The 20,603-nt window shown below is 59.8% G+C and carries 20 protein-coding genes; 2 read left to right on the top strand and 18 right to left on the bottom strand.

What is annotated here, in order from left to right:
- Positions 1–26: 26 nt before the first annotated feature.
- The 17 genes from hisG to LCQ44_RS02410 form a co-directional block, all read right to left on the bottom strand.
- The gene (gene hisG, locus LCQ44_RS02330; protein WP_225093975.1) at positions 27–1,742 is read right to left on the bottom strand and encodes an ATP phosphoribosyltransferase; all 1,716 of its coding nucleotides are present in this window, start codon (positions 1,740–1,742) and stop codon (positions 27–29) included.
- A gap of 170 nt (positions 1,743–1,912) precedes the next feature.
- Complete coding sequence (locus tag LCQ44_RS02335; RefSeq protein ID WP_225093976.1) at positions 1,913–2,749, bottom strand: sugar phosphate isomerase/epimerase family protein; 837 nt, start codon at positions 2,747–2,749, stop codon at positions 1,913–1,915.
- Positions 2,750–2,822: 73 nt separating this feature from the next.
- Positions 2,823–3,884, bottom strand: coding sequence for an SIS domain-containing protein (locus tag LCQ44_RS02340; protein ID WP_225093977.1), 1,062 nt, complete (start codon positions 3,882–3,884; stop codon positions 2,823–2,825).
- 170 nt (positions 3,885–4,054) lie between these two features.
- Positions 4,055–5,269 carry an MFS transporter gene (locus LCQ44_RS02345; protein ID WP_225093978.1) on the bottom strand — a complete coding sequence of 405 codons (1,215 nt, stop codon included), beginning with the start codon at positions 5,267–5,269 and terminating at the stop codon, positions 4,055–4,057.
- A gap of 91 nt (positions 5,270–5,360) precedes the next feature.
- Positions 5,361–6,194: a PTS system mannose/fructose/sorbose family transporter subunit IID gene (locus LCQ44_RS02350; RefSeq protein WP_225093979.1), complete on the bottom strand. Its 834-nt coding sequence runs from the start codon at positions 6,192–6,194 to the stop codon at positions 5,361–5,363.
- On the bottom strand, positions 6,175–6,948 hold the full coding sequence (locus LCQ44_RS02355) for a PTS mannose/fructose/sorbose/N-acetylgalactosamine transporter subunit IIC (RefSeq protein WP_035137735.1): 774 nt from the start codon (positions 6,946–6,948) through the stop codon (positions 6,175–6,177). Before LCQ44_RS02355 ends, LCQ44_RS02350 begins: the two co-directional genes overlap by 20 nt.
- 225 nt (positions 6,949–7,173) lie before the next feature.
- Complete coding sequence (locus LCQ44_RS02360) at positions 7,174–8,064, bottom strand: DMT family transporter (RefSeq protein WP_225093980.1); 891 nt, start codon at positions 8,062–8,064, stop codon at positions 7,174–7,176.
- A gap of 88 nt (positions 8,065–8,152) precedes the next feature.
- The gene (locus LCQ44_RS02365; protein WP_225093979.1) at positions 8,153–8,986 is read right to left on the bottom strand and encodes a PTS system mannose/fructose/sorbose family transporter subunit IID; all 834 of its coding nucleotides are present in this window, start codon (positions 8,984–8,986) and stop codon (positions 8,153–8,155) included.
- Complete coding sequence (locus tag LCQ44_RS02370) at positions 8,967–9,740, bottom strand: PTS mannose/fructose/sorbose/N-acetylgalactosamine transporter subunit IIC (protein ID WP_138113431.1); 774 nt, start codon at positions 9,738–9,740, stop codon at positions 8,967–8,969. The genes LCQ44_RS02365 and LCQ44_RS02370 overlap by 20 nt, the downstream gene beginning before the upstream one ends.
- A gap of 58 nt (positions 9,741–9,798) precedes the next feature.
- Positions 9,799–10,281, bottom strand: a complete 483-nt coding sequence (locus LCQ44_RS02375) for a PTS sugar transporter subunit IIB (RefSeq protein ID WP_099432286.1) — start codon at positions 10,279–10,281, stop codon at positions 9,799–9,801.
- A 57-nt stretch (positions 10,282–10,338) separates the two neighbouring features.
- Positions 10,339–10,758: a PTS sugar transporter subunit IIA gene (locus LCQ44_RS02380; RefSeq protein ID WP_035137739.1), complete on the bottom strand. Its 420-nt coding sequence runs from the start codon at positions 10,756–10,758 to the stop codon at positions 10,339–10,341.
- Positions 10,759–10,804: 46 nt separating this feature from the next.
- A complete protein-coding gene (locus LCQ44_RS02385) occupies positions 10,805–11,866 on the bottom strand; it encodes an SIS domain-containing protein (RefSeq protein WP_138113433.1) in 1,062 nt (353 codons plus the stop codon).
- A 60-nt stretch (positions 11,867–11,926) separates the two neighbouring features.
- The gene (locus LCQ44_RS02390; protein ID WP_225093981.1) at positions 11,927–13,042 is read right to left on the bottom strand and encodes an SIS domain-containing protein; all 1,116 of its coding nucleotides are present in this window, start codon (positions 13,040–13,042) and stop codon (positions 11,927–11,929) included.
- A 193-nt stretch (positions 13,043–13,235) separates the two neighbouring features.
- Positions 13,236–13,949: a GntR family transcriptional regulator gene (locus LCQ44_RS02395; protein ID WP_035137743.1), complete on the bottom strand. Its 714-nt coding sequence runs from the start codon at positions 13,947–13,949 to the stop codon at positions 13,236–13,238.
- Positions 13,934–14,701, bottom strand: coding sequence for a GntR family transcriptional regulator (locus LCQ44_RS02400; protein WP_138113437.1), 768 nt, complete (start codon positions 14,699–14,701; stop codon positions 13,934–13,936). The genes LCQ44_RS02395 and LCQ44_RS02400 overlap by 16 nt, the downstream gene beginning before the upstream one ends.
- A gap of 38 nt (positions 14,702–14,739) precedes the next feature.
- Complete coding sequence (locus LCQ44_RS02405; RefSeq protein ID WP_138113439.1) at positions 14,740–15,228, bottom strand: hypothetical protein; 489 nt, start codon at positions 15,226–15,228, stop codon at positions 14,740–14,742.
- Positions 15,229–15,476: 248 nt separating this feature from the next.
- Positions 15,477–16,505, bottom strand: a complete 1,029-nt coding sequence (locus LCQ44_RS02410) for a LacI family DNA-binding transcriptional regulator (RefSeq protein ID WP_055310491.1) — start codon at positions 16,503–16,505, stop codon at positions 15,477–15,479.
- 183 nt (positions 16,506–16,688) lie between these two features.
- On the opposite strand from LCQ44_RS02410, the gene murB reads away from it, so the two are divergent.
- Positions 16,689–17,651 carry a UDP-N-acetylmuramate dehydrogenase gene (gene murB / locus LCQ44_RS02415; protein WP_138113441.1) on the top strand — a complete coding sequence of 321 codons (963 nt, stop codon included), beginning with the start codon at positions 16,689–16,691 and terminating at the stop codon, positions 17,649–17,651.
- Between the two features lie 221 nt (positions 17,652–17,872).
- Here the strand turns inward: murB and LCQ44_RS02420 are convergent, their stop codons facing one another.
- On the bottom strand, positions 17,873–19,078 hold the full coding sequence (locus LCQ44_RS02420; protein ID WP_138113443.1) for a coiled-coil domain-containing protein: 1,206 nt from the start codon (positions 19,076–19,078) through the stop codon (positions 17,873–17,875).
- Between the two features lie 266 nt (positions 19,079–19,344).
- Between LCQ44_RS02420 and galE the strand changes: the two genes are divergently transcribed.
- On the top strand, positions 19,345–20,406 hold the full coding sequence (galE, locus tag LCQ44_RS02425) for a UDP-glucose 4-epimerase GalE (RefSeq protein ID WP_138113445.1): 1,062 nt from the start codon (positions 19,345–19,347) through the stop codon (positions 20,404–20,406).
- Positions 20,407–20,603: the final 197 nt, after the last annotated feature.

Raw genomic sequence — 20,603 nt, forward strand, 5'->3', positions numbered from 1 at the left:
CGTTGGGGCGCCCGTGCGTGCTCGCGCTATTGTGCCGAGCCCGCGACGGGCTCAAAATGCTTGTCCTTAACAGCAGCTGCCAAGCGATCTGCCAGATTGCGTACGCGCGGATCCAGGCGCGCGGCACCCGGATTGACAAAGAAGCGCGCCGTGCAGTCCATAATGCGACCAGTAATAACCAGGTCGTTATCGCGCAGGGTGGCGCCCGTGGCGGTAATGTCCACGATACGGTCGGTCATACCGACGATGGGGCCCAGCTCGATATTGCCGTGCAGCGAGACGATATCGGCATTCACGCCACGCTCGGCATACCAGGCGCTCGCGATGCGCGGATACTTGGTGGCCACACGAAGCGACCCGCGACGGGCATAGTTGCGCTCGGCCTGGCCAGCGCGCCACGCGGGCTCTGCCTCGATAAACGTGCACAGGCCGTAGCCCAGATCGACCAGCTGCAGCAAGTTGAGGTCTGCCTCGATGAGCGAGTCCCAGCCACAGATGCCGCAATCGGCACCACCACAGCCCACAAAAGCGGGCGCGTCGCTGGGACGCACGATGACAAACTCGATATCGCCGACCGTGCCCTCGCCGGCACGCGTGTCGCGACCGCGCACAATCAGGTGACGGCCGGGGTCGCGCAGCTCAGAGACGTCCAGGCCCGCGGCCTCGAGCACGTCGAGCGTGTCGGCCTTAAGCGAGCCCTTGGGCACGGCGATGCGTAGCGGGCCTTCGGCGCCGCGGCCCACGGCGTGGTCACCATCGGAGGCGGCGTCCTCGGCAGAGGTGCACGCGGCCTCCAGACGCTCGAGCGAAAAGGCGAAGCCCGCCGCCGGCACCTCGATGCCGTCGCCGAACGCGCCGGTAAAGATAGAGTCGTAGCGACCGCCCGAGCCCACCGGATCGGGCAGGCCACCGGCATAGGCCTTAAAGACCAGGCCCGTGTAGTAATCGAAAGAATTCATAATGGAAAAGTCGAAGGACAGCACCTGAGCGTCCTCGGGCGCCAGGCCCTCGACCAGCGCGCGCAGCTCACGCGTGAGCGGCGCGACAATACCGGCAGCCGCCAGCAGCGCATCCACGCGATCGAGCACTTCGGCCCCACCATGCAAGCGCGGCAGTTCGCTGACGGCGGCCTTAACGGCATCGGTCTCGGCGCTTGCCGCCACGCGGGCATCGAGGCCCACAAAGTCGTTGGCGTGCACGCAGCGCAGAGCCTCGGCAGCCAGCTCGCGATCCTCGCACACCGCGAGCAGCTCCTTAAACGGGCGCACGCTACCTGCGATAATGCGCGCATCGGGCAGCGCCAACTTGCGAACGGCCTCGGCCACCAGCGAGACGATCTCGACATCGCCCGCGGTATCGCCCGCGCCGATGAGCTCAAAACCCAGCTGGGTAAATTGACGCGAACCGCCGGCATTGCGCTGGCATTCGCGAACCACCGGCGCCTCATAGCGCAGGCGCAGCGGCAAGTCGGCCGCGCGCATGCGGGTCGAGACCAAACGCACGATCGGCAACGTATTGTCGGGACGAACCACCAACAAGCGGCCGTCATCGTCAAAAAGCTTAAACGGCGTGTCCGCGATACGGCCGCCCTCCTCGAGCGAGCCCTTGTCCTCGAGCAGCGGCGTCTCAACCGGCAGATAATTATGCTCCCTAAAGCAGCCCTTCACCGTCAGCGCAATCTCCTCGCGCGCCTGAGCCTCCTCGGGCAATATGTCCCGGAATCCCCACGGTGTGGCCGTCATCTGGTGAGCCTCCTCATGCTGTGTTTCGTATGGAACAGAAGACCGGCATAGCTCCGCCGGTTTTCTGGGTACTTTAGCATACTAGAGTGTTTGCGGGGAGAATCGTCCTCCTCGGCTCACACCGTATTCATTTGGAAACATAGGAGCGGATTGTCGCAACCCAACCCCACCTAGACGCCAATCGCACGACGATACTCTGCCATTACCTGCGCATCGGCAGCTGCGGGGTCGGCAAAATAGCGCCAGTCATAGGTCTCGGCCGAAACAACTCCGCGATAGCCGCGCGCCACCAGCCTATCCAGGTCGGCGCGCATATCGCGGTCGCCGTCACCCCAGGCAAGATGCGTCGTGCCATCTGCCGCAACATCGACAAAATGCACGTGGGCGACATCATCGCCAAGCAGATCAAAATAATCGTCGATGGTATCCCCCGCCACCGCCATAGCGCCCAAATCCAGACACGCCTTAAGTGCCGGATGATCAACTGCCTCGATCATGCGCTTCGTATCGGCCGCCGAGTTCACGATCATCGACTCAACCGGCTGTAGGGCCTCGAGCACCAGTCGCACGCCGCGCTCTCCCGCATGCTCGGCAATCGCACGCAGCATCGAGGCGCTGCGACCCCACGCGTCCTCGATCGGCTCGTTCAAAAATGCCCAGCCGCTCGAGACCATGACCTGCTCGGCTCCAAGTTCCGCCGCGATATCCACAACGTTCTTAAAGTACGCGAGCGTGCGAGTGCGCGCCTCATTCCCGCGCGCCGCGATATTCCACGGCTTGGGATTGTTCTGTTCGGGACAAAGCCCCACAATCCGAACCCCATACCGCTGTGATAGCTCCCGCACCTGCTCGAGCGAATCGTATCCATGGCAATCGACATACAGATGCATCGCCCCGGTCCAAAGCTCGCAACACGTGTAGCCCGAAGCCGACGCCGAAGAAAAGAACTCCTCAAGGTCAAAATAACGATGGCTGATATTCATGACGGCAAGCTGGGGATAGCTCATAATTACTCTCCAACCCAAGCGAGGCCCCGTTCCATATAGGAGCGAGGCCCGATTACACAAACGTTATTTGCTCTTAGTAGTCGAACTGGTGATAGTAGCGACGGTAGTTGAGGTTGTGCTTGGTGACCGTCTCGTAGTAAGCGGCAAGGCGATCGGTGATCAGCGAGGAAAGGATCCACGGGGAGACGATGACGCGGAACTCGTCGTCAAGGCCGGGGATCGCGAACTCGGCGGTGTCGATGACGTTGATGTCGGTGTCGCCGGTCACGCCGCGGGTCAGGAAGGCGCGGACGCGCTCGTCGAGCTTGCGGTTCTCGTCCTCGCCCATGAACAGGAAGACCGGGACGCCGGGCTCCACGAGCTCGAGGGTGCCGTGGAAGAAGTCGGCCGAGGTGATGTAGCGGGTGCGCTTCCACTGCATCTCCTCCAGGATGCACATCGAGAACAGGATGGTCTCGCCCCACAGGGCGCCGGAGCCGATGAACATGGTGTAGGGGGCCAGGGCGTACTTCTTGGCGAGCTCCTCGGCGCGCGGCTCGAAACTCTTGCGGATGTCGAGCATGTCCTTCCAGATATCCTTGGTCTGCTCGATAAACAGGTCGAACTTGGGGAAGCAGCCGCGGCGGTTGAGCAGGCGCAGGCCGAAGCAGTCGGCGAGGTAGTAGCCCATCTCGCAGCCACCGTTACCATGATCGGAAGCCATCTTGACGCAGTTCTCGGCGCCGACAGCCTGGCCGATGGGGCCCTCGGGCTTGGTCATGGCGTAGACGCGCACGCCCATGCCCTTCATCTTCTTGACGGCCTCGAGGACCTCGGGGGTGGTGCCGGACTCGGAGGCGGTGAGCACGACGGACTTCTCGGTCATGCGCTTGTGGCCGGAGACGTTCCACTCGGCGGCGTGGATCAGGTAGACCTCGAGGTCGCGGTCGCCGAACTTGTTCATGAGGTACTCGAGCTGCATGAGCTCGTCCCAGGTGCCGCCGACGCCCATCAGGAACACGGCGTCGTAGCCCTCGTCGGCGACCTTGTCGGCGAGCTCAATCATCTTCTTGCCGGTCTCGTAGACGTTCTTGCCGTCCTCGACGTAGCCCTCCTGGCTAAAGTGCATGATCTCGATCTTCTCGGTTTCCTTCATGGCTTTTCCTTTCTGTCCTGCACGCAACTCTATACATCGCGCTTCTTTTCGATACCAATTATAGACATACACCTAATGTGTTTTTAATACCACTTATCAATCTGCTCCAATCCTCGGTGAACGGTCGAAATTCTCTGGTGAGTGGTATTAAATTAGAATTGAATGTATAGCTAACACCTCTGGCGCCTCCCTTGTGTGACAAAGAACAGCGTTCCTACCAGCGCAATAATGGTCGATGCCCCAAACAGCACCGCCTGAACGCCCAAAGCCTCCGCTAAAAATGGAGCCGCCAGCAGCGGCAGCACGCCTGCGCTCATCAGGCCAAAACGCACAAAGCCGGTAATGCGCCCCAGGTATTTGATGTCGGCGCGCTCCTGAATCAAGATCATCTGCAGCGGTTCCAGGAATCCCCAGGCCAGACCGTTAATCGCCTGACCGATAATCGCAACCCCCAGCATATCGGTGCCCACGTACACCATGGACCCAATGCCAACGGCCATGAGCGCGCCGAGCAACAATCGCAGGTTGACATGGCGAGCAGAAAGCTTGGTCAGGATGAACGCGCCCACCGAGGAAGTGAGGCCCACGACCGAAGACAGCCAGCCCAGCCAGACGATATCCACGTTGAGCACATCGCGGTAGAACAACGACTCCAGCGAATCGAACGCGCCAAACGCAAAGAAGCCCAGAAAGCCCGAGATAAAGATAAGGCGCAGGTCGTGGTCGCGAAACGTAAGTCGCGCGCCCTCGGCCATGCCGCCCAGAATGCCGCCCTTCGGCTTCTCCCCTTTTGCGGGAGCAACACACTCGTGACAGCCCAAGGAGAGCACGGCCGCCACACCCATCATGCCCGCCATGAGCAGATAGACCGATTGCGTGGCAAAACAGCTCACGATGGCACCGCCGAGCAGCGGGCCAGCGGTATAGGCGATATTGCTGTAGAACACCATGAGGCCGTTCACGCGGGTACGGCCCTCGGTGGTCGACTCCAGGTATCCCGGAAACGCATGCGTGCAGGTGTTGATAAAGCCGCCCGCAAGTCCCAAGACGCACGCGGCAAACACAAGCCCGGGGACAGACAACGGCGCCAACCCCACGCCAAGCGATAGCACTGCCGTAATCACGCACGTCACAAACGACGTCCGGCGCGGTCCAAAGCGATCGATGACCGAGCCCGACACCATATTGCCCACCGACGTCATAAGATTGCGCACGAGCGTAATGGCGGCAACCAAAAAGGCCGTGCCGGCCAGATCATACGTGGCCGCACCGATAAGCCCCAAAAAGTAGACCGCGTTGTTGGCGCACCACTGCAGGGACTCAATAAGAATCAGCCTGACCTCTGCCGGCGTCATGCGCATTGCTTCGCGATCCTTCGCGAACATACGAACTCCTTCTATACAAAAAGGGGATGGAGGGCATAGGCCTGCTCCATCCCCTTTCCAGGTTGCAACGAAAATCTATGCAGCCGGGCCCTTACGCCAGCACGCCGAAGAACGCGCCGATGATGCCCACGACCATGGTGGCCACGATCAGCACCATGGGGTTGATCTTCTTGGACAGCAGCCAGTAGTACAGCCAGAAGGCGATCATGCCGAGCATGCCGGGCATGATGCCGTCCAGGATGTCCTGGAGGGTCTGGGCGTTCTCGCCCGAGCCGATGGCCACCGGGATGCTGGCCCAGAACATGTCCTTGCACATGGCGCCCACGACCATGACGCCCACGATGCCGACGCAGGTCATGATCTTCTGCATGAGGCCGGTCCTCTGGGCCTCGTCCAGGAAGCCCACGCCCAGCTCGTAGCCCTTGACGGCGCCCCAGATGCGCAGCGCGAAGCCGGGGACGTTGTAGATGAGCAGGAAGGCGATGGGGCCGAAGGGGTTGCCGGCCTGGCACAGGCTGATGCCCACCGCGGCGGCGACCACGCGCAGCGTCGACAGGAAGATGGAGTCGCCGATGCCGGACAGCGGGCCCATGAGGGCGGCCTTGACGTCGTTGACGCTCTCGGGCTCGATCTCGCCGCGGGCGACCTTCTCCTCCATGGCCATCGCGATGCCGCCGACGAACGGGGCGAACTGGACGGTGATGTTGAAGAACGCGCAGTGGCGGTGCAGGGCCTCGGCGTAGTCGTCGGGGCGGCCGGCGTAGATCTTCTTGAGCATGTTGGCGACCATCAGGCAGAAGGCGATGTTCATCTGCTTGTAGTAGGTCCAGGAGAACTCCATGCCCAGGGCGCCGACGTTGACGGCGCTCTTGACGAGGTCGGAGCGCGTGATCTTGTTCTCGGGACTAGAAGTCATCGTCCTCATCCCCTTCCGCGGAGAGCTGGGGCTGGGCTCCGCCCAGGCCGAGCAGGTCGAACTTGTCGATGCCGATGATGATGGCGATCAGGGCGACGCCCAGGACGGGCACGTTGGCGTAGGAGCACAGCAGGAAGCCCAGGAAGTAGAAGGGCACGAGCTGCTTGGTGAGCACCAGGCGGCCGAGCATGGCGAAGCCCATGGCCGGCAGGATGTTGGCGGCAACGCCGCAACCGTCGATGATGAAGGGCGGGATGAAGTCGAGCAGGCCCTGGATGGCGTCGGAACCCAAATAGAAGGCGCCGCCGCACAGCAGGAAGTACTCGACGCAGCCCCAGATTCCAATTCCCCAATGAACGGCGTAGATGCCTTTGAGGTTTCCCTTGAGGGCGAACTTGTCTGCCATATCGACAAACACAGGGAACAAGGCATTGGTAATGTTGCCGATCGTCAGCGCAAGGACGGCGATGGGCATGGCGAGCGCGATGGCCGTCTCGGTACCCTGACCGAGCTGAATGGCAAACGCGCAGGCGAGCACGCCGCCGACGGTTTCGTTAGGCGGCACGTAGGCGCCGATGGAAATCGAGCCCATGAACAGCAACTCCAGGCTGGCGCCAACGGCAAGGCCAGTCTGCAGGTCCCCCAGCACCAGGCCCACGAGCGGGCACAGGACGATGGGGCGGAACGCGTAGAGGGTGCCGAGCTGGTAGTCGAGGCATCCAAACGCTCCGACTAAGCCGACGAGGATTGCTTGGACAAGCATAATTCCTCCCAATAAGGAATCTCGAACCGTCGTCACTCCCGTCGCGCGCGTTGTTGATATCAATTCCGGGAGTTCGATTCCACGGCTCGAAGCGTACCTGGTGTGCTGCTAACACCCATGCCAGGCACAAATGATTTGATACCAATTATAGGTATGCAGGTTCGCCTTATTTAATACCAGTCGCTCAGCGGGGTGTTTTTTACCGTAAACGGCAGGCGCATCCCATTAGGCACGCTCTTTGTTTCGATGGCGGACAAGCGCCACCAGAAAGCCGTCGCCAAAAGCATCGGATGCCAAGTTGGCCACAATCACCAAAACGATCATCGCTGCGCCCAAAAACTCGTTCCAGCGAAAGACCTCGCCAAAGAGGAGCGCCGACCAGCAGGGAGCGAGCACGACCTCACTCATGCAAACCAAGTTGGCCGCAAACGCGTTGGTGCGCGCAATCCCCTTGGCATACAGCACACTCGCAAGGCCGCTGCAAAAAAGGCCATGCACCAGCATAAGCCCCCACTCAAAGGGTTTCACGGAGCCTAGGTCGCCGGCAAAATAGACGATCGGAAGTATCGAGATGCCGCAGGAGATGAGCGAGGACACCATGGGCGACGCATCGGGGCGAGAGTTTAAAAAGAAACACAGCCCAAAGGTGGCGCCCGAAATGACGGCAAGCAGATTTCCGAGCATGCCCTCGGCGCTCAAATCACCTAAAAAGAAAAGTCCCATACCCGTAAAAGCAACCACCACGGAGGCAATCTTCGCAGGCGAGGGCAACGTGCGAGTTGCGAGCGATTGATACACGATAACGAAAATCATCGAGGTGTACTGCAGAACGATCGCGTTGCCGACCGTCGTGAGCTGGTTGGCAAAGTTAAACGTGGTGCCCGTCACGAAGTTGCAGACGGCCACAAGGACAATAAGACGGCTGACGCGAAGGACGGGTCTGCCGACGAGCAGGATAAAGAGCGCCATAAATATTGCCGTGACGGCACCGATCAAAAGAGCTGACTGCGAATTGGCGCGAACGAGGATGCCGATAAAACTCCACAAGAGCGCCGTGCCAAATAGATACATCGCCCCGCTCACGCCATTATCGGGTGGATTGTCAGATCGAATCACGAAGCACCTCCAACTAGCTTTCGGTAATAAAAAACGGCGACCGCAATGGGTCGCCGTTTCCCTTGGGGGCAGAATAGAACGCAGGAACCTACGCCAGCACGCCGAAGAACGCGCCGATGATGCCCACGACCATGGTGGCCACGATCAGCACCATGGGGTTGATCTTCTTGGACAGCAGCCAGTAGTACAGCCAGAAGGCGATCATGCCGAGCATGCCGGGCATGATGCCGTCCAGGATGTCCTGGAGGGTCTGGGCGTTCTCGCCCGAGCCGATGGCCACCGGGATGCTGGCCCAGAACATGTCCTTGCACATGGCGCCCACGACCATGACGCCCACGATGCCGACGCAGGTCATGATCTTCTGCATGAGGCCGGTCCTCTGGGCCTCGTCCAGGAAGCCCACGCCCAGCTCGTAGCCCTTGACGGCGCCCCAGATGCGCAGCGCGAAGCCGGGGACGTTGTAGATGAGCAGGAAGGCGATGGGGCCGAAGGGGTTGCCGGCCTGGCACAGGCTGATGCCCACCGCGGCGGCGACCACGCGCAGCGTCGACAGGAAGATGGAGTCGCCGATGCCGGACAGCGGGCCCATGAGGGCGGCCTTGACGTCGTTGACGCTCTCGGGCTCGATCTCGCCGCGGGCGACCTTCTCCTCCATGGCCATCGCGATGCCGCCGACGAACGGGGCGAACTGGACGGTGATGTTGAAGAACGCGCAGTGGCGGTGCAGGGCCTCGGCGTAGTCGTCGGGGCGGCCGGCGTAGATCTTCTTGAGCATGTTGGCGACCATCAGGCAGAAGGCGATGTTCATCTGCTTGTAGTAGGTCCAGGAGAACTCCATGCCCAGGGCGCCGACGTTGACGGCGCTCTTGACGAGGTCGGAGCGCGTGATCTTGTTCTCGGGACTAGAAGTCATCGTCCTCATCCCCTTCCGCGGAGAGCTGGGGCTGGGCTCCGCCCAGGCCGAGCAGGTCGAACTTGTCGATGCCGATGATGATGGCGATCAGGGCGACGCCCAGGACGGGCACGTTGGCGTAGGAGCACAGCAGGAAGCCCAGGAAGTAGAAGGGCACGAGCTGCTTGGTGAGCACCAGGCGGCCGAGCATGGCGAAGCCCATGGCAGGCAGGAAGTTGGCGGCAACGCCAAAGCCAGCAAGGACAAAGGGCGGGATGAAGTCGAGCAGGCCCTGGATGGCGTCAGCACCCAGATAGAACGACAGCGAGCACAGCAGGAACGCCATGATGATACCGGTCAAACCGATCAGGAAGTGCATCGCATAGACGCCCTTAAGGTTGCCCTGGCCGGAGAAGACATCAGCGCGGTCAACCAGGATCGGCAGGGCGGCGTTAAGGATGTTCTTGATGGCAAGGCACAGCGTGGCGATGGGCATGGCAAGCGCGATGGCTGCCTCAGTGCTCTGGCCCAGCTGGATAGCGAAGGCGCAGGCGAGCACGCCGCCGATCGTCTCATCAGGCGGCACGTAGGCGCCGATGGAGATCGAGCCCATGAACAGCAGCTCCAGACTCGCACCGATCGCGAGGCCGGACTGCAGGTCCCCCAGCACCAGGCCCACGAGCGGGCACAGGACGATGGGGCGGAACGCATAGAGCGTACCGAGCTGGCAGTCGAACTTACCAAATGCGGCGATAAGTCCGATGAGGATTGCTTGGGTAAGCATATATCCCCCTTTCCTAATAGGACACTACGAAGAGCTCAGACTCTTCGAAATTGAACGCCTAGAGCACGCTGGCGCAGTCAACCTTGGGGTCATCGGCCAGGGGTCGAATCTCGACCTCAACGCCACGATCCAGCATCTCGCGCACATCGGCTTCCTCGGCCGCGGTCAGGAAGATCTGACGAGAGACCTGACGAGCATCGGGACGCTTCTCGTCCTTGGGCTTGGTGTTGCCCAGGTTGACCGACTTGATCTGCGGGCAGCCCTCAACAAGCTGCTTTGCCTCAGCAATAGTGGCGACACAGATGATCATCTTGTACTTGTCGGTCACGCCCGAGTTGATAGCTTCGATTGCATGCTCCATATCTTTGATGACGAGCTTGCAGCCGGCAGGCTTGCCCATCTTGAGCGTCGTCTTCCACACCGGGTCGTTAGCGACCTTATCGCCCACGCAGAAGATGCAGTTGGAGCCAAGGCCCTGAACCCAGGAAACTGCGACCTGGCCATGAAGCAGGCGATGGTCAACGCGAAGTAGCTGAATCATAATGTGACCCCCCAAAGGTCTTGTGCCGTCTTACGGCGTGTCAGTAGGTGCTGCGGATTAGAACTCTTCTTCCTCGTCGTCATCGACCAAAAGATCGTTGACAAACTTCACGCGCGTATCGTCCGCAGCGACGATGGCGCGAATCGTCTCCTCAACCGGCGCCGACTCGTCAGAGAACAGCAACTGGATGAGGAGAGGAAGGTTCATGTTGGTAACGAGGTACGTGCGGGGACGCGTCTGGACGATCTTGGTAAACTCGTTGTTGACGCTGCCGCCAAAGAGGTCGGTGCAGACAACGACATCATCGTCAGCAGACATGCCTGCCAGCAGTTTTTGGGCCTCCTCGGCCACGTCCATGCGGCCATCGACGAACATCGAAAGATCGTGGACGTTGTCGCGAGCGCCCGAGAGCAGCTCGACGCTCTCCTTGATGCCGGTAGCGAAGTGCGCATGGCTGGCGATGATGTACTGTCTCATTCTGTGTTCCTCTCAATAGCCCGGCACGTTCCCGCACCCGTTTTCTTTAGTAGTCGAACTGGTGATAGTAGCGACGATACTTGAGGTTGTGCTTGGTGACCGTCTCGTAGTAGCGAGCCAGGCGGTCGGTAACGAGCACCGTCAGAATCCACGGAGACACGATGACGCGGAACTCGTCGTCAAGGCCGGGGATCGCGAACTCGGCGGTGTCGATGATGTTGATGTCGGTGTCGCCGGTCACGCCGCGGGTCAGGAAGGCGCGGACGCGCTCGTCGAGCTTGCGGTTCTCGTCCTCGCCCATGAACAGGAAGACCGGGACGCCGGGCTCCACGAGCTCGAGGGTGCCGTGGAAGAAGTCGGCCGAGGTGATGTAGCGGGTGCGCTTCCACTGCATCTCCTCCAGGATGCACATCGAGAACAGGATGGTCTCGCCCCACAGGGCGCCGGAGCCGATGAACATGGTGTAGGGGGCCAGGGCGTACTTCTTGGCGAGCTCCTCGGCGCGCGGCTCGAAGCGCTTGCGGATATCGAGCATGTCCTTCCAGATGTCCTTGGTCTGCTCGATAAACAGGTCAAACTTGGGGAAGCAGCCGCGGCGGTTGAGCAGGCGCAGGCCGAAGCAGTCGGCGAGGTAGTAGCCCTTCTCACAGCCGCCCGAACCATGGTCAGAAGCCATGGCGACGCAGTTCTCGGCGCCGACAGCCTGGCCGATGGGGCCCTCGGGCTTGGTCATGGCGTAGACGCGAATGCCCTTTTCCTTCATCTTCTTGACGGCCTCGAGGACCTCGGGGGTGGTGCCGGACTCGGAGGCGGTGAGCACGACGGACTTCTCGGTCATGCGCTTGTGGCCCATGACGTTCCACTCGGCGGCGTGGATCAGGTAGACCTCGAGGTCGCGGTCGCCGAACTTGTTCATGAGGTACTCGAGCTGCATGAGCTCGTCCCAGGTGCCGCCGACGCCCATCAGGAACACGGCGTCGTAGCCCTCGTCGGCAACCTTGTCGGCGAGCGCGGTCATCTTCTTGCCGGTCTCGTAGAGCGCCTTGCCGTCCTCGAGATAGCCCTCCTGGTCGAAATGCATGATCTCGATCTTCTCGGTTTCCTTCATTTGTCTCTCCTTTCTGGGGTTGTTTCCACATCCCCCATGCCAACGGGCATCAAAACCCGCTTACATTCCGTAACACTCGGCCGCTTTGGCCTTAAGCGCATTGACTGACTCTTCGTAGCCCTCCGCCTTGACCTCCATTTGCTTGGAGACAGCATCGAGATACGGGTGAACGTCCCATGACTTCAGACGCTCGGCGATTATTGCCGCAATCGTCTGGAAGAACACGAGATTGGGAATTGCACTGAGCAGCGGAGCCACCTGAGGCACCACAACCTCGTGAGCCCTACCCTTGGGATGGGCCGTGAGCAGCACCGTTTTTGCCGTAACGTTCGATAGCGCATCGGCGATATTCGCAAGACGCTCCGACCCCTGCGGATCGTCGACAATAAACACCAGGTAGCCCGGAACAATCTGCATCTCGGGACCGTGGACGAACTCCTCGCCTTCGTGATGCATGGCAGGAATCTTGATGGTCTCGCTCAGTTTGAGCGCCGCCTCCTCGGCAACACCGTAGTTGGGGCCGTTGCCGACGACCATAGCGGGCGTGTGCTCAGAAAGCTCGAGCATGTGGTCTTGGAGATATGCCTCGGCGGTCTTGCACATCACGGCATTAGCCTGGATAGCCTCGCGCAGGCCATCAAGACGCTGAGCAACGCCCTTGGCGTCAATCGTTCCGCGCGCCTGACCGCCGTAAATACCAAAGAGCACCAGGTACTCAACGAGAACCTCGACGCCCAGAGTCACAAAGTCCACCGACTCGACACCCACACCGTAGTCAAGAACGATGTCGGCGTGTTCCTTGATGGGTGCCTCGACGTTTGCCGTGAGCGCAACTGCAGCCATATCGTGTGCGCGCATGTAATCAAGAGCCGCGATCGTATTGGTCGAATAGCCACTCTGCGAAACGGCAATGTTGAGCGCATGCTGTGGATAGGTGTGTTCAAAATCGACGAAGGCCTCGGGCGTCACAACGGACACCTGCATCTGCAGCGTATCTTGCAGGAAATCGCGGGTGCAATCCGCAGCATGGCGCGACGAACCCGAAGCAACGATGCGCAGTGCGTCAAAAGAACCGGACTGGAAAATATCAACGAGCTGCGCTACCAGCTCAGACGAACGCTCGAGGTTCTCCCCCATACGCACATGGGCAAGCTGAACGTAATCGAGCATCTTCATCGTCTCACCTCGTTACAAATCATTAGTATTTGATACCAATCACAGTTATAGGTTACGGCTTTTTGATACCTCTTTGTCGATTAATTTATCCCCTTCGGCGAACGGTCGATTTTGAGCCATGTAAGGTTGTATATACAGTCGGTCAAATTGCCCAAACAGACCGGCTGTTACCGCGCGCGATGCAAAGCCCCAGCTAGTACGTATAGGTGTAGCCGCCCGTATCGCCACGATTGAAGGACTTTACATACTCGATAGCCTGACCGCTCGCGTCATAGCTCACGCATTCCAAAAGCAAAACAAGATCGCCCTGTTCCAGTCCAAGGAGGCCGGCATCTCGTGCGCCCAGTGCCTCGATATCGAGCTTTTCCTGTGCCATGACTGGCTTTCGGCCCAGCATCTCATAGGTCTCGTACAAACTGAAGACCGACACGTCAATATCTTCGATGGTTGGGAACAGCAGGCAGGGAATCAGCGCCGTCTCAATCGATACGGGGCTACCGTTTATGCAGTTCAGGCGTCGAACGGAATAGAGCAGGTCGTCCTCGGCGATGCCAAACAGGTCGGCGTAATATGGCCCCGCATAACGCTTGGAACGCGCGAGAATACGGACGGACGGCTCGCCGCCCGAAGCACGGACCGATTCACGGAAACCGACCGTGCGTTCAAAAAAAGCAGGTACTTTCTGCGCCACAAAGGCACCTTTTCCCCGAACACGGCGAATCTGCCCGCGTCGAACCAGCTCATCGACAGCGCTTCGGATGGTCAAGCGTGTCGTACCAAATTCCTCGGCGAGGTCTTTTTCGGACGGAATCATGGAACCCGTGGGATATGCACCGCGCTCGATACGTTCCTCGATGCAGCGTCGAATGCGCATATAAACCGGGGTGGCATCTACTGTTTCAGCCATTGTTCACCTGCCACGCTCCTCATGCCGTTCTCTTCGCCGTTATCGGCAAAGCGGAACTTTGTGGGCAAAATCACCGATTTGCAATGCTCCACAAAACGCATGTCCTTATCAAATTCGATCGAGCTCTCATAGAACACCGGCGTTCCCTCTTCTTGCTGGAGCAGCTCGGCCTCTTCGAAGTTCAAACGCGAGATGGAGATATGCTCACGTCCATGCTCAACGCGCACGCCACCTTCTTTGAGCAAGACATCGTAAAGGCTCTCACACTCAAAATCGTGCTCGGGAAGCGATGGGCACAGGGACAGGTTAACGTGAGCGGTCTCGATTGACGCCGGCTCGCCCTCAATAAGTCGAACGCGCTGCATGCGGAGCAAGGGAGCGCCTACAGCCACCCCAAGCTTGTCGGCAAGCGCCTCATCCGCCTCGATGGTCCCGGTGGAAACCAGACGAGAAGAGGGGTGCAGGCCGGCAGTCCGCACAGCATCGGAAAAGTTATACGTTTCCTGGAAGATGTTCAGCGGCTTGGGAGGACACACATACGTGCCCGATCCGCGACGGCTCTCGAGCGTTCCACACGAGATAAGCCGCGTGATACCGGCACGCAACGCCGTACGCGAAACGCCAATCTCTTCGCACAGCACGCGCTCGGCCGGCAGGCGATCGCCGCCGGCAAGCTGATGGTGCTGGATATACCAAAGAATTCCCTCAACAGCATGATCTTTGGGGGGAATTGCATAAGATTCGCCTGCCATTGCACAGACTCCTCATTCAGAAACGTATGCCGCCAAAATTAGGCCAGCCCTCCCATGGCATCAAATTCTGCCTTGATCTTCTCGGCGACATTCCGATACGACTTATATAGACTTGAATCGCGTTTGACTTCGTCGGTCATAACGGGAATCTCTAATTTGGAAACCTCGTCTTTTCCCGTCTGAACCGCCACAACAACGCCCATACCAAGACACATATTACGCTTGGCAGCATTTATTTTTGCTGCCTTGGCAGGATTTGCCAGGATACGCTGGGCAAATTCCTGTTTAGAGACCGCTTCTTCGGCCTCCGGATCGCCCGCCTCGGCCACTTCGCACTGCAACACGTCCGCATAGTCAAAAATCTTCGGCTCGCCGCCGCGCTGATGTACGGCCCATTTGCGATGCGTGGCATCCTGGTAGATAGCCGGCAAAAACGTAAACCGCGGCGGGTCCAAAATCGTATCCGTGATGGTAAACACATCGGGATCAAAGGCATCCTGCGGGTTTTTCTTCTTGAACAGCCCCATATCAGCCTCCCGTACTAGCATTAAACAACTCAACCTGAATATAGCACCAATTTCAAGCCGCCGCCTTACCCTATCGGTGCGCGGCGTCTATAGCTCGCCCAGCGGAAGAGTTCACGGACGAGGGCCGGGGTGCCTGCCTTGTTTTGAGAAGTGGGCTCCGCGAACTTCTCAAAACAAGGCAGGCACCCCGGCCCCGCCGGCAAATAGCGGACACTCCGCATGCAATCTATGCAAACAAACAAGTACGCTTAGCTACATTCGGTAAGATCGAGCACGCTGCCCTTCACGATAAGCGCCGGCTCCAGAACGACTTCTTCGGCACGTCTACCGCCCCTACCGGCAAGGCGCTTGGACATGCAGCCAAAAGCATGCTCCGCGAGGATACCAGGATCCTGCTCAATCGCGGTCAGCGCCGGCTCAAAGAGAACGTCGGCGGCCGAGTTGTCGTAACTCACCACCGAAATGTCGCCCGGAATGCTCTTCCCCATCTCGTGTAAGCGCTTGAGCAGACCAAGGGCAATGTTGTCCGAGCTTGCAAATACGGCGGTGGCGTCGGTCGCGAGCACCGCCTCCGAGGCCTCGTAGGCACTCGGAATGTAGTACTCGCTCTCAAACTCCAAACGCGCGTCGATAGGCAAGCCAACCTCGCGCAGCGCGCGCTCATAGCCGGCAAGTCGCTTACGCCCCGTATTGGAACGGCGCGCGTTAACCAAGCAGGCAATGCGACGGTGGCCCTGCTCGATCAGATAGCGAGTGGCCATGTAGCCACCCATCTCGTGGTCGAACATCACCTTGTCGCACTCGAGCCCCTCAATGGCACGGTCGACCATTACGGCCGGGATGGGCAGGTGGCTGACTTCTTCGCGCAGGGCGCGGTCGTCGGAGAACTCGTCGCCCACGACCAGGAAGACGCCATCAACGCCGCGCGTCACCAGCTGGCGCAGCAGCTCCAGATCGTCATCGGCGCTTCCACCCGAGCTGGTAATGAAGAGTGCATAGCCATCCTCGCGGCAGCGCTTTTCCAGGCTACCGGCGAGCGAGGCAAAAAAGCGGCTCTCGATGTTAGGGACGATAAGGCCCAGCGTGCGCGACTCGCGCATGACCAAACTACGCGCAATCTGGTTAGGAACATAGTGGTTGCGCGCCGCGACCTCCTTGATGAGTTTGCGGTTTTCTTCCGAGATGCGACAGGGCCGATTATTGAGCACAAGCGAGACCGACGAGGGGGAAAGCCCCACCTCCTGGGCGATCTGCTTGAGGGTGACTTTGTTGGCCATCTCGCTCCTTCCGGGTTTACGCGCAATCTCTTGAAAGTATAGCGACTACCCCTCTACCTCGGTGATAAACACTTTACCAATCCGGTAGACGGCTGTTTTATCGCCGTCAGCGCACCAAATCCGTCCGGGTGGGGTATATTGCAATCGATTGATGACGACGACCACCAAAAGGCGGATATTCATATGCACGAGAACGACTTTTTTAACGAGGACCTGCTGTGCGCGCTCGCTGGCGTTGCCGGCGAGGACAACGTGTTGATGAGCGAGCCCATGCGCGAGCACACCACGTTTAAGATCGGCGGCCCGGCCGACGTCTTTGTCACGCCCGATACCGAGCAGGGCCTCGTCGCCACGCTCGATACCTGCTATCGCTGCGACCTGCCGCTTACCATCGTGGGCAACGGCTCCGACCTGCTTGTCGGCGACAAGGGCATCCGCGGCGTCGTCGTGGCGCTGGGCGAAGGCCTCTCCGACATTACGGTCGACGGCACGCACGTCACGGCGGCAGCCGGCGCCTTGCTTTCCGATGTCGCCGCGGCGGCAGCCGAGGCCGGCCTCACCGGCATGGAGCCCATCTCGGGCATCCCCGGATCGGTCGGCGGCGCCTGCTACATGAACGCCGGTGCCTACGGTGCCTGCATGGCCGATGTGCTAGAGTCCGTGCGCGTCTACAAACCCGCTCGCCAGCTCGACGACGGCACCCGCGGCAGCGGCAACATCATCGAATTCGATGCCGACGAACTCAACCTGGGCTATCGCAAGAGCCGCATCGCCGACGACGGCTTTATCGTGCTTTCGGCCACTTTCAATCTCGCCCCGGGCAACGCCGCGATGATCAAGGCCGACATGGACGACTACCGCCAGCGCCGCGAGGACAAGCAGCCGCTCGACATGCCGAGTGCCGGCTCCACCTTCAAGCGCCCCGAGGGCCACTTTGCCGGCAAGCTCATCATGGATGCCGGACTGCGCGGACACGCCGTTGGCGGCGCGCAGGTGAGCGAGAAGCACTGCGGCTTCATCGTCAACGCCGACCACGCCACCGCCGCCGACGTCGACGAACTCATCCGCGACATCCAAGCCAAAGTCAAAGAGCAGTTCGACGTAGACCTAGAACCCGAAGTCCACCGAGTAGGCGAATTTTTATAAAAAGAAGGCCCCGAAAGGGGCCTTCACTTTCTTTAATTCAGACAACCAGTCCGGTGTGCCGCGCCCCGAACCCAAGAGGGCCGCGTGCCCGCCCGCAATATATTTGATTGATCGCGAGTTCCGCACGCAAAGAAGGCCACTTAATGTGGCCTTCGTCTTGCGCAGGACTGCCCGAGCAGGCAATCAAATATATTGCGGGCGGGCACGCGGCCCCGTCGGCTTTACGACAGCGCCACGCCGCCGAGCCAGCCCCAACGCACGCCAGAGCCAGTGCCATAGAAGCTAATAAACGAATCAAGCGACTTAGACGTAATGGCACCCTCGTTGCTCATAACGATGCCGCCGCCAACGTAGATACCCACATGACCGTAGATAAGGCCCGGAGCACCCGTGCCGCTGTGCGAGGAATCGGCCACGATCATGCCCACCTGCAGCGCCGAGCGGTCGGAGCTATAGCACCATGCGTTAAACATGTCGCACGCATTGCCGCCAAAGTAGCCAACGCCGGCGTTACGGAAGACATTGGTGACCCACGCCGCGCACCAGTTCTGACCCGGCGAAGGCGTGGAGTAGCACGCGTTGACGACAGCCTGCTGCTTGCCCGAGCCGGCATTCTGCTGCGGAGTTCCGGGCGCGTACGATCCACCACCCGAGCTCGAACCACCCGAGTAGGAATTGTTCTTGTTCGCGGCAGCCGCGGCAGCGGCAGCCTTCCTAGCGGCCTCCTCAGCCTGGGCGGCAGCGAGGATCTCGGAATCGCGCTGAGCCATGAGCTCCTTGACGTCGTCGGAAAGACCGTTCAGCACGGTCTGGACTTCTTGCTGCTTGGCCTGCATGTCCTGCATCTGGGCAGTCTGCTGGTCCTTGAGCTTCTCTAAGTCGGCCTTCTGCGACTCGAGCTCGGTCTTTTGCGCATCGAGCTCTTCCTGGATGGTCTGAATGTCCTCGATGGCGTCGCGGTCGCTCTTGTTGATCTTCTCAACGTAATGCGCGTTGGCGACGAGTTCCTCAAACGAGCCAGAGGCCAGCAGCAGCGACAGGATGTTCGTGCCGCCGGACTTGTAGCTGGCGGCCACGCGATCGGAAAGGTCGTTGCGCTTCTTCTTGAGCTCGGCCTTCTTTTCATCGATCTGGGCCTGCGTGTCGTCAATCTTGCCCTGGACATTCTCGATGTCGTTGAGGGTCTGGGCATTCTTGTTGGCCAGCGCCGCATACTCATTTGCGATGCTGTCGAGCTGGGCCTGAACCTCGTCGAGCTGGGCCTGGGCGGCATTCAGTTTATCGGTGGTTTCTTTGGAAGCCTCCGCCGCATGGGCGCGAGCGGGCAGGCCAAAAAGAACTGCCGCAGAAGCGGCGCCGAACAGGGCCTTGAGGGCAGTGCGGCGCGAGAGCTCCTGGGAAAGGATAGAATCGCTGTTTGGTGACATATGTACTCCGTTACATGCTTATTTATATGTCGCTCAACTCATACATATTAGCGTACATATGGCGCGTCCCAACGATTTCCACGAACGGCAGGAAACTACAAGGTCAGCGGCTCGTAAGCAAATGTCAAAGATCAGGTTATGCGTACGCAAGCTCTTCTATGAGTACGTTAGCACAATCCTCTGCTTTTCCTACAGCGCACGATTTGGGCGTCCCTGCCTGCGCTATACTCCCCTGAAGAAGTGTTCCTGATTCGATAGGAGACTACATGTCCAAAGCACTCGACCCCAAAGACACCTGCGTCCTCGTTACCGGTGGCGCCGGCTTTATCGGCTCGCACACCGTCGTTCAGCTGCTCGAGGGTGGCTACCAGGTCGTCATCGTCGATGATCTCTCCAACTCCAGCGCCGTCGCCGTCGACCGCGTCAAGACCATCGTGGGCGACGAGGCCGCCAAGAACCTCACCTTCTACGAGGCCAACGTGCTCGACCGCGATGCAATGAACAAGATCTTCGATACCCATCAGATCGACCGCGTCATCCACTTCGCCGGTTTTAAGGCCGTCGGCGAGTCGGTGAGCAAGCCCGTCGAGTACTACCACAACAACATCGAGAACACCCTGGTGCTCATCGACGTCATGCGCAGCCATGGCTGCAAGTCCATCATCTTCTCGAGCTCCTCGACCGTCTACGGCGACCCGAACAACCCGCCCGTCACCGAGGAGGATCCTAAGAAGCCCGCGACCAACCCCTATGGTTGGACCAAGTGGATGATCGAGCAGATCCTTATGGACGTCCACACCGCCGACCCCGAGTGGGACGTCGTGCTGCTCCGTTACTTCAACCCCATTGGCGCTCATCCGTCGGGCCTGATCGGCGAGGACCCCAAGGGCATCCCCAACAACTTGGTGCCCTATGTCGCCCAGGTCGCCGTGGGCAAGCTCGAGGCCGTTCAGGTCTTTGGCAACGACTACCCCACCCCCGACGGCACCGGCGTGCGCGACTACATCCACGTGTGCGATCTGGCCTCTGGTCACGTTGCCGCCCTTAACTGGATGAACGGCAAGACCGGCGTCGAGATCTTTAACTTGGGCACCGGCACCGGCACCTCGGTACTCGAGGTCGTCGCCGCCTTCTCCAAGGCTTGTGGCAAGGAGCTGCCCTACGTGATCCGCGAGCGCCGCGCCGGCGACATCGCTGCCAACTGGTGCGATGCCTCCAAGGCCGAGCGCATGATGGGCTGGAAGGCCCAATACGACATCGCGGACATGTGCCGCGATAGCTGGAACTGGCAGAGCCACAACCCCAACGGCTTCGCCGACGCCGAGTAGCAAAAACCTACATACCGCTCTTGCCCCGATCTCACGTTGTGAGGTCGGGGCTTTTTCATGGCATGTAACCATTCGCCGAAAATCGACCAACTTTTTTATCTTGCCTGTACATGTTTAAACAACATGTTTTACAATAAGCGTATCGAATCAGAACATCGGAGGCGGACTGCACACCCATCGGCAGGCCGACCCCACAA

The organism is Collinsella aerofaciens (assembly GCF_020181355.1).
In the GTDB taxonomy this organism is placed as follows: Bacteria; Actinomycetota; Coriobacteriia; order Coriobacteriales; family Coriobacteriaceae; genus Collinsella.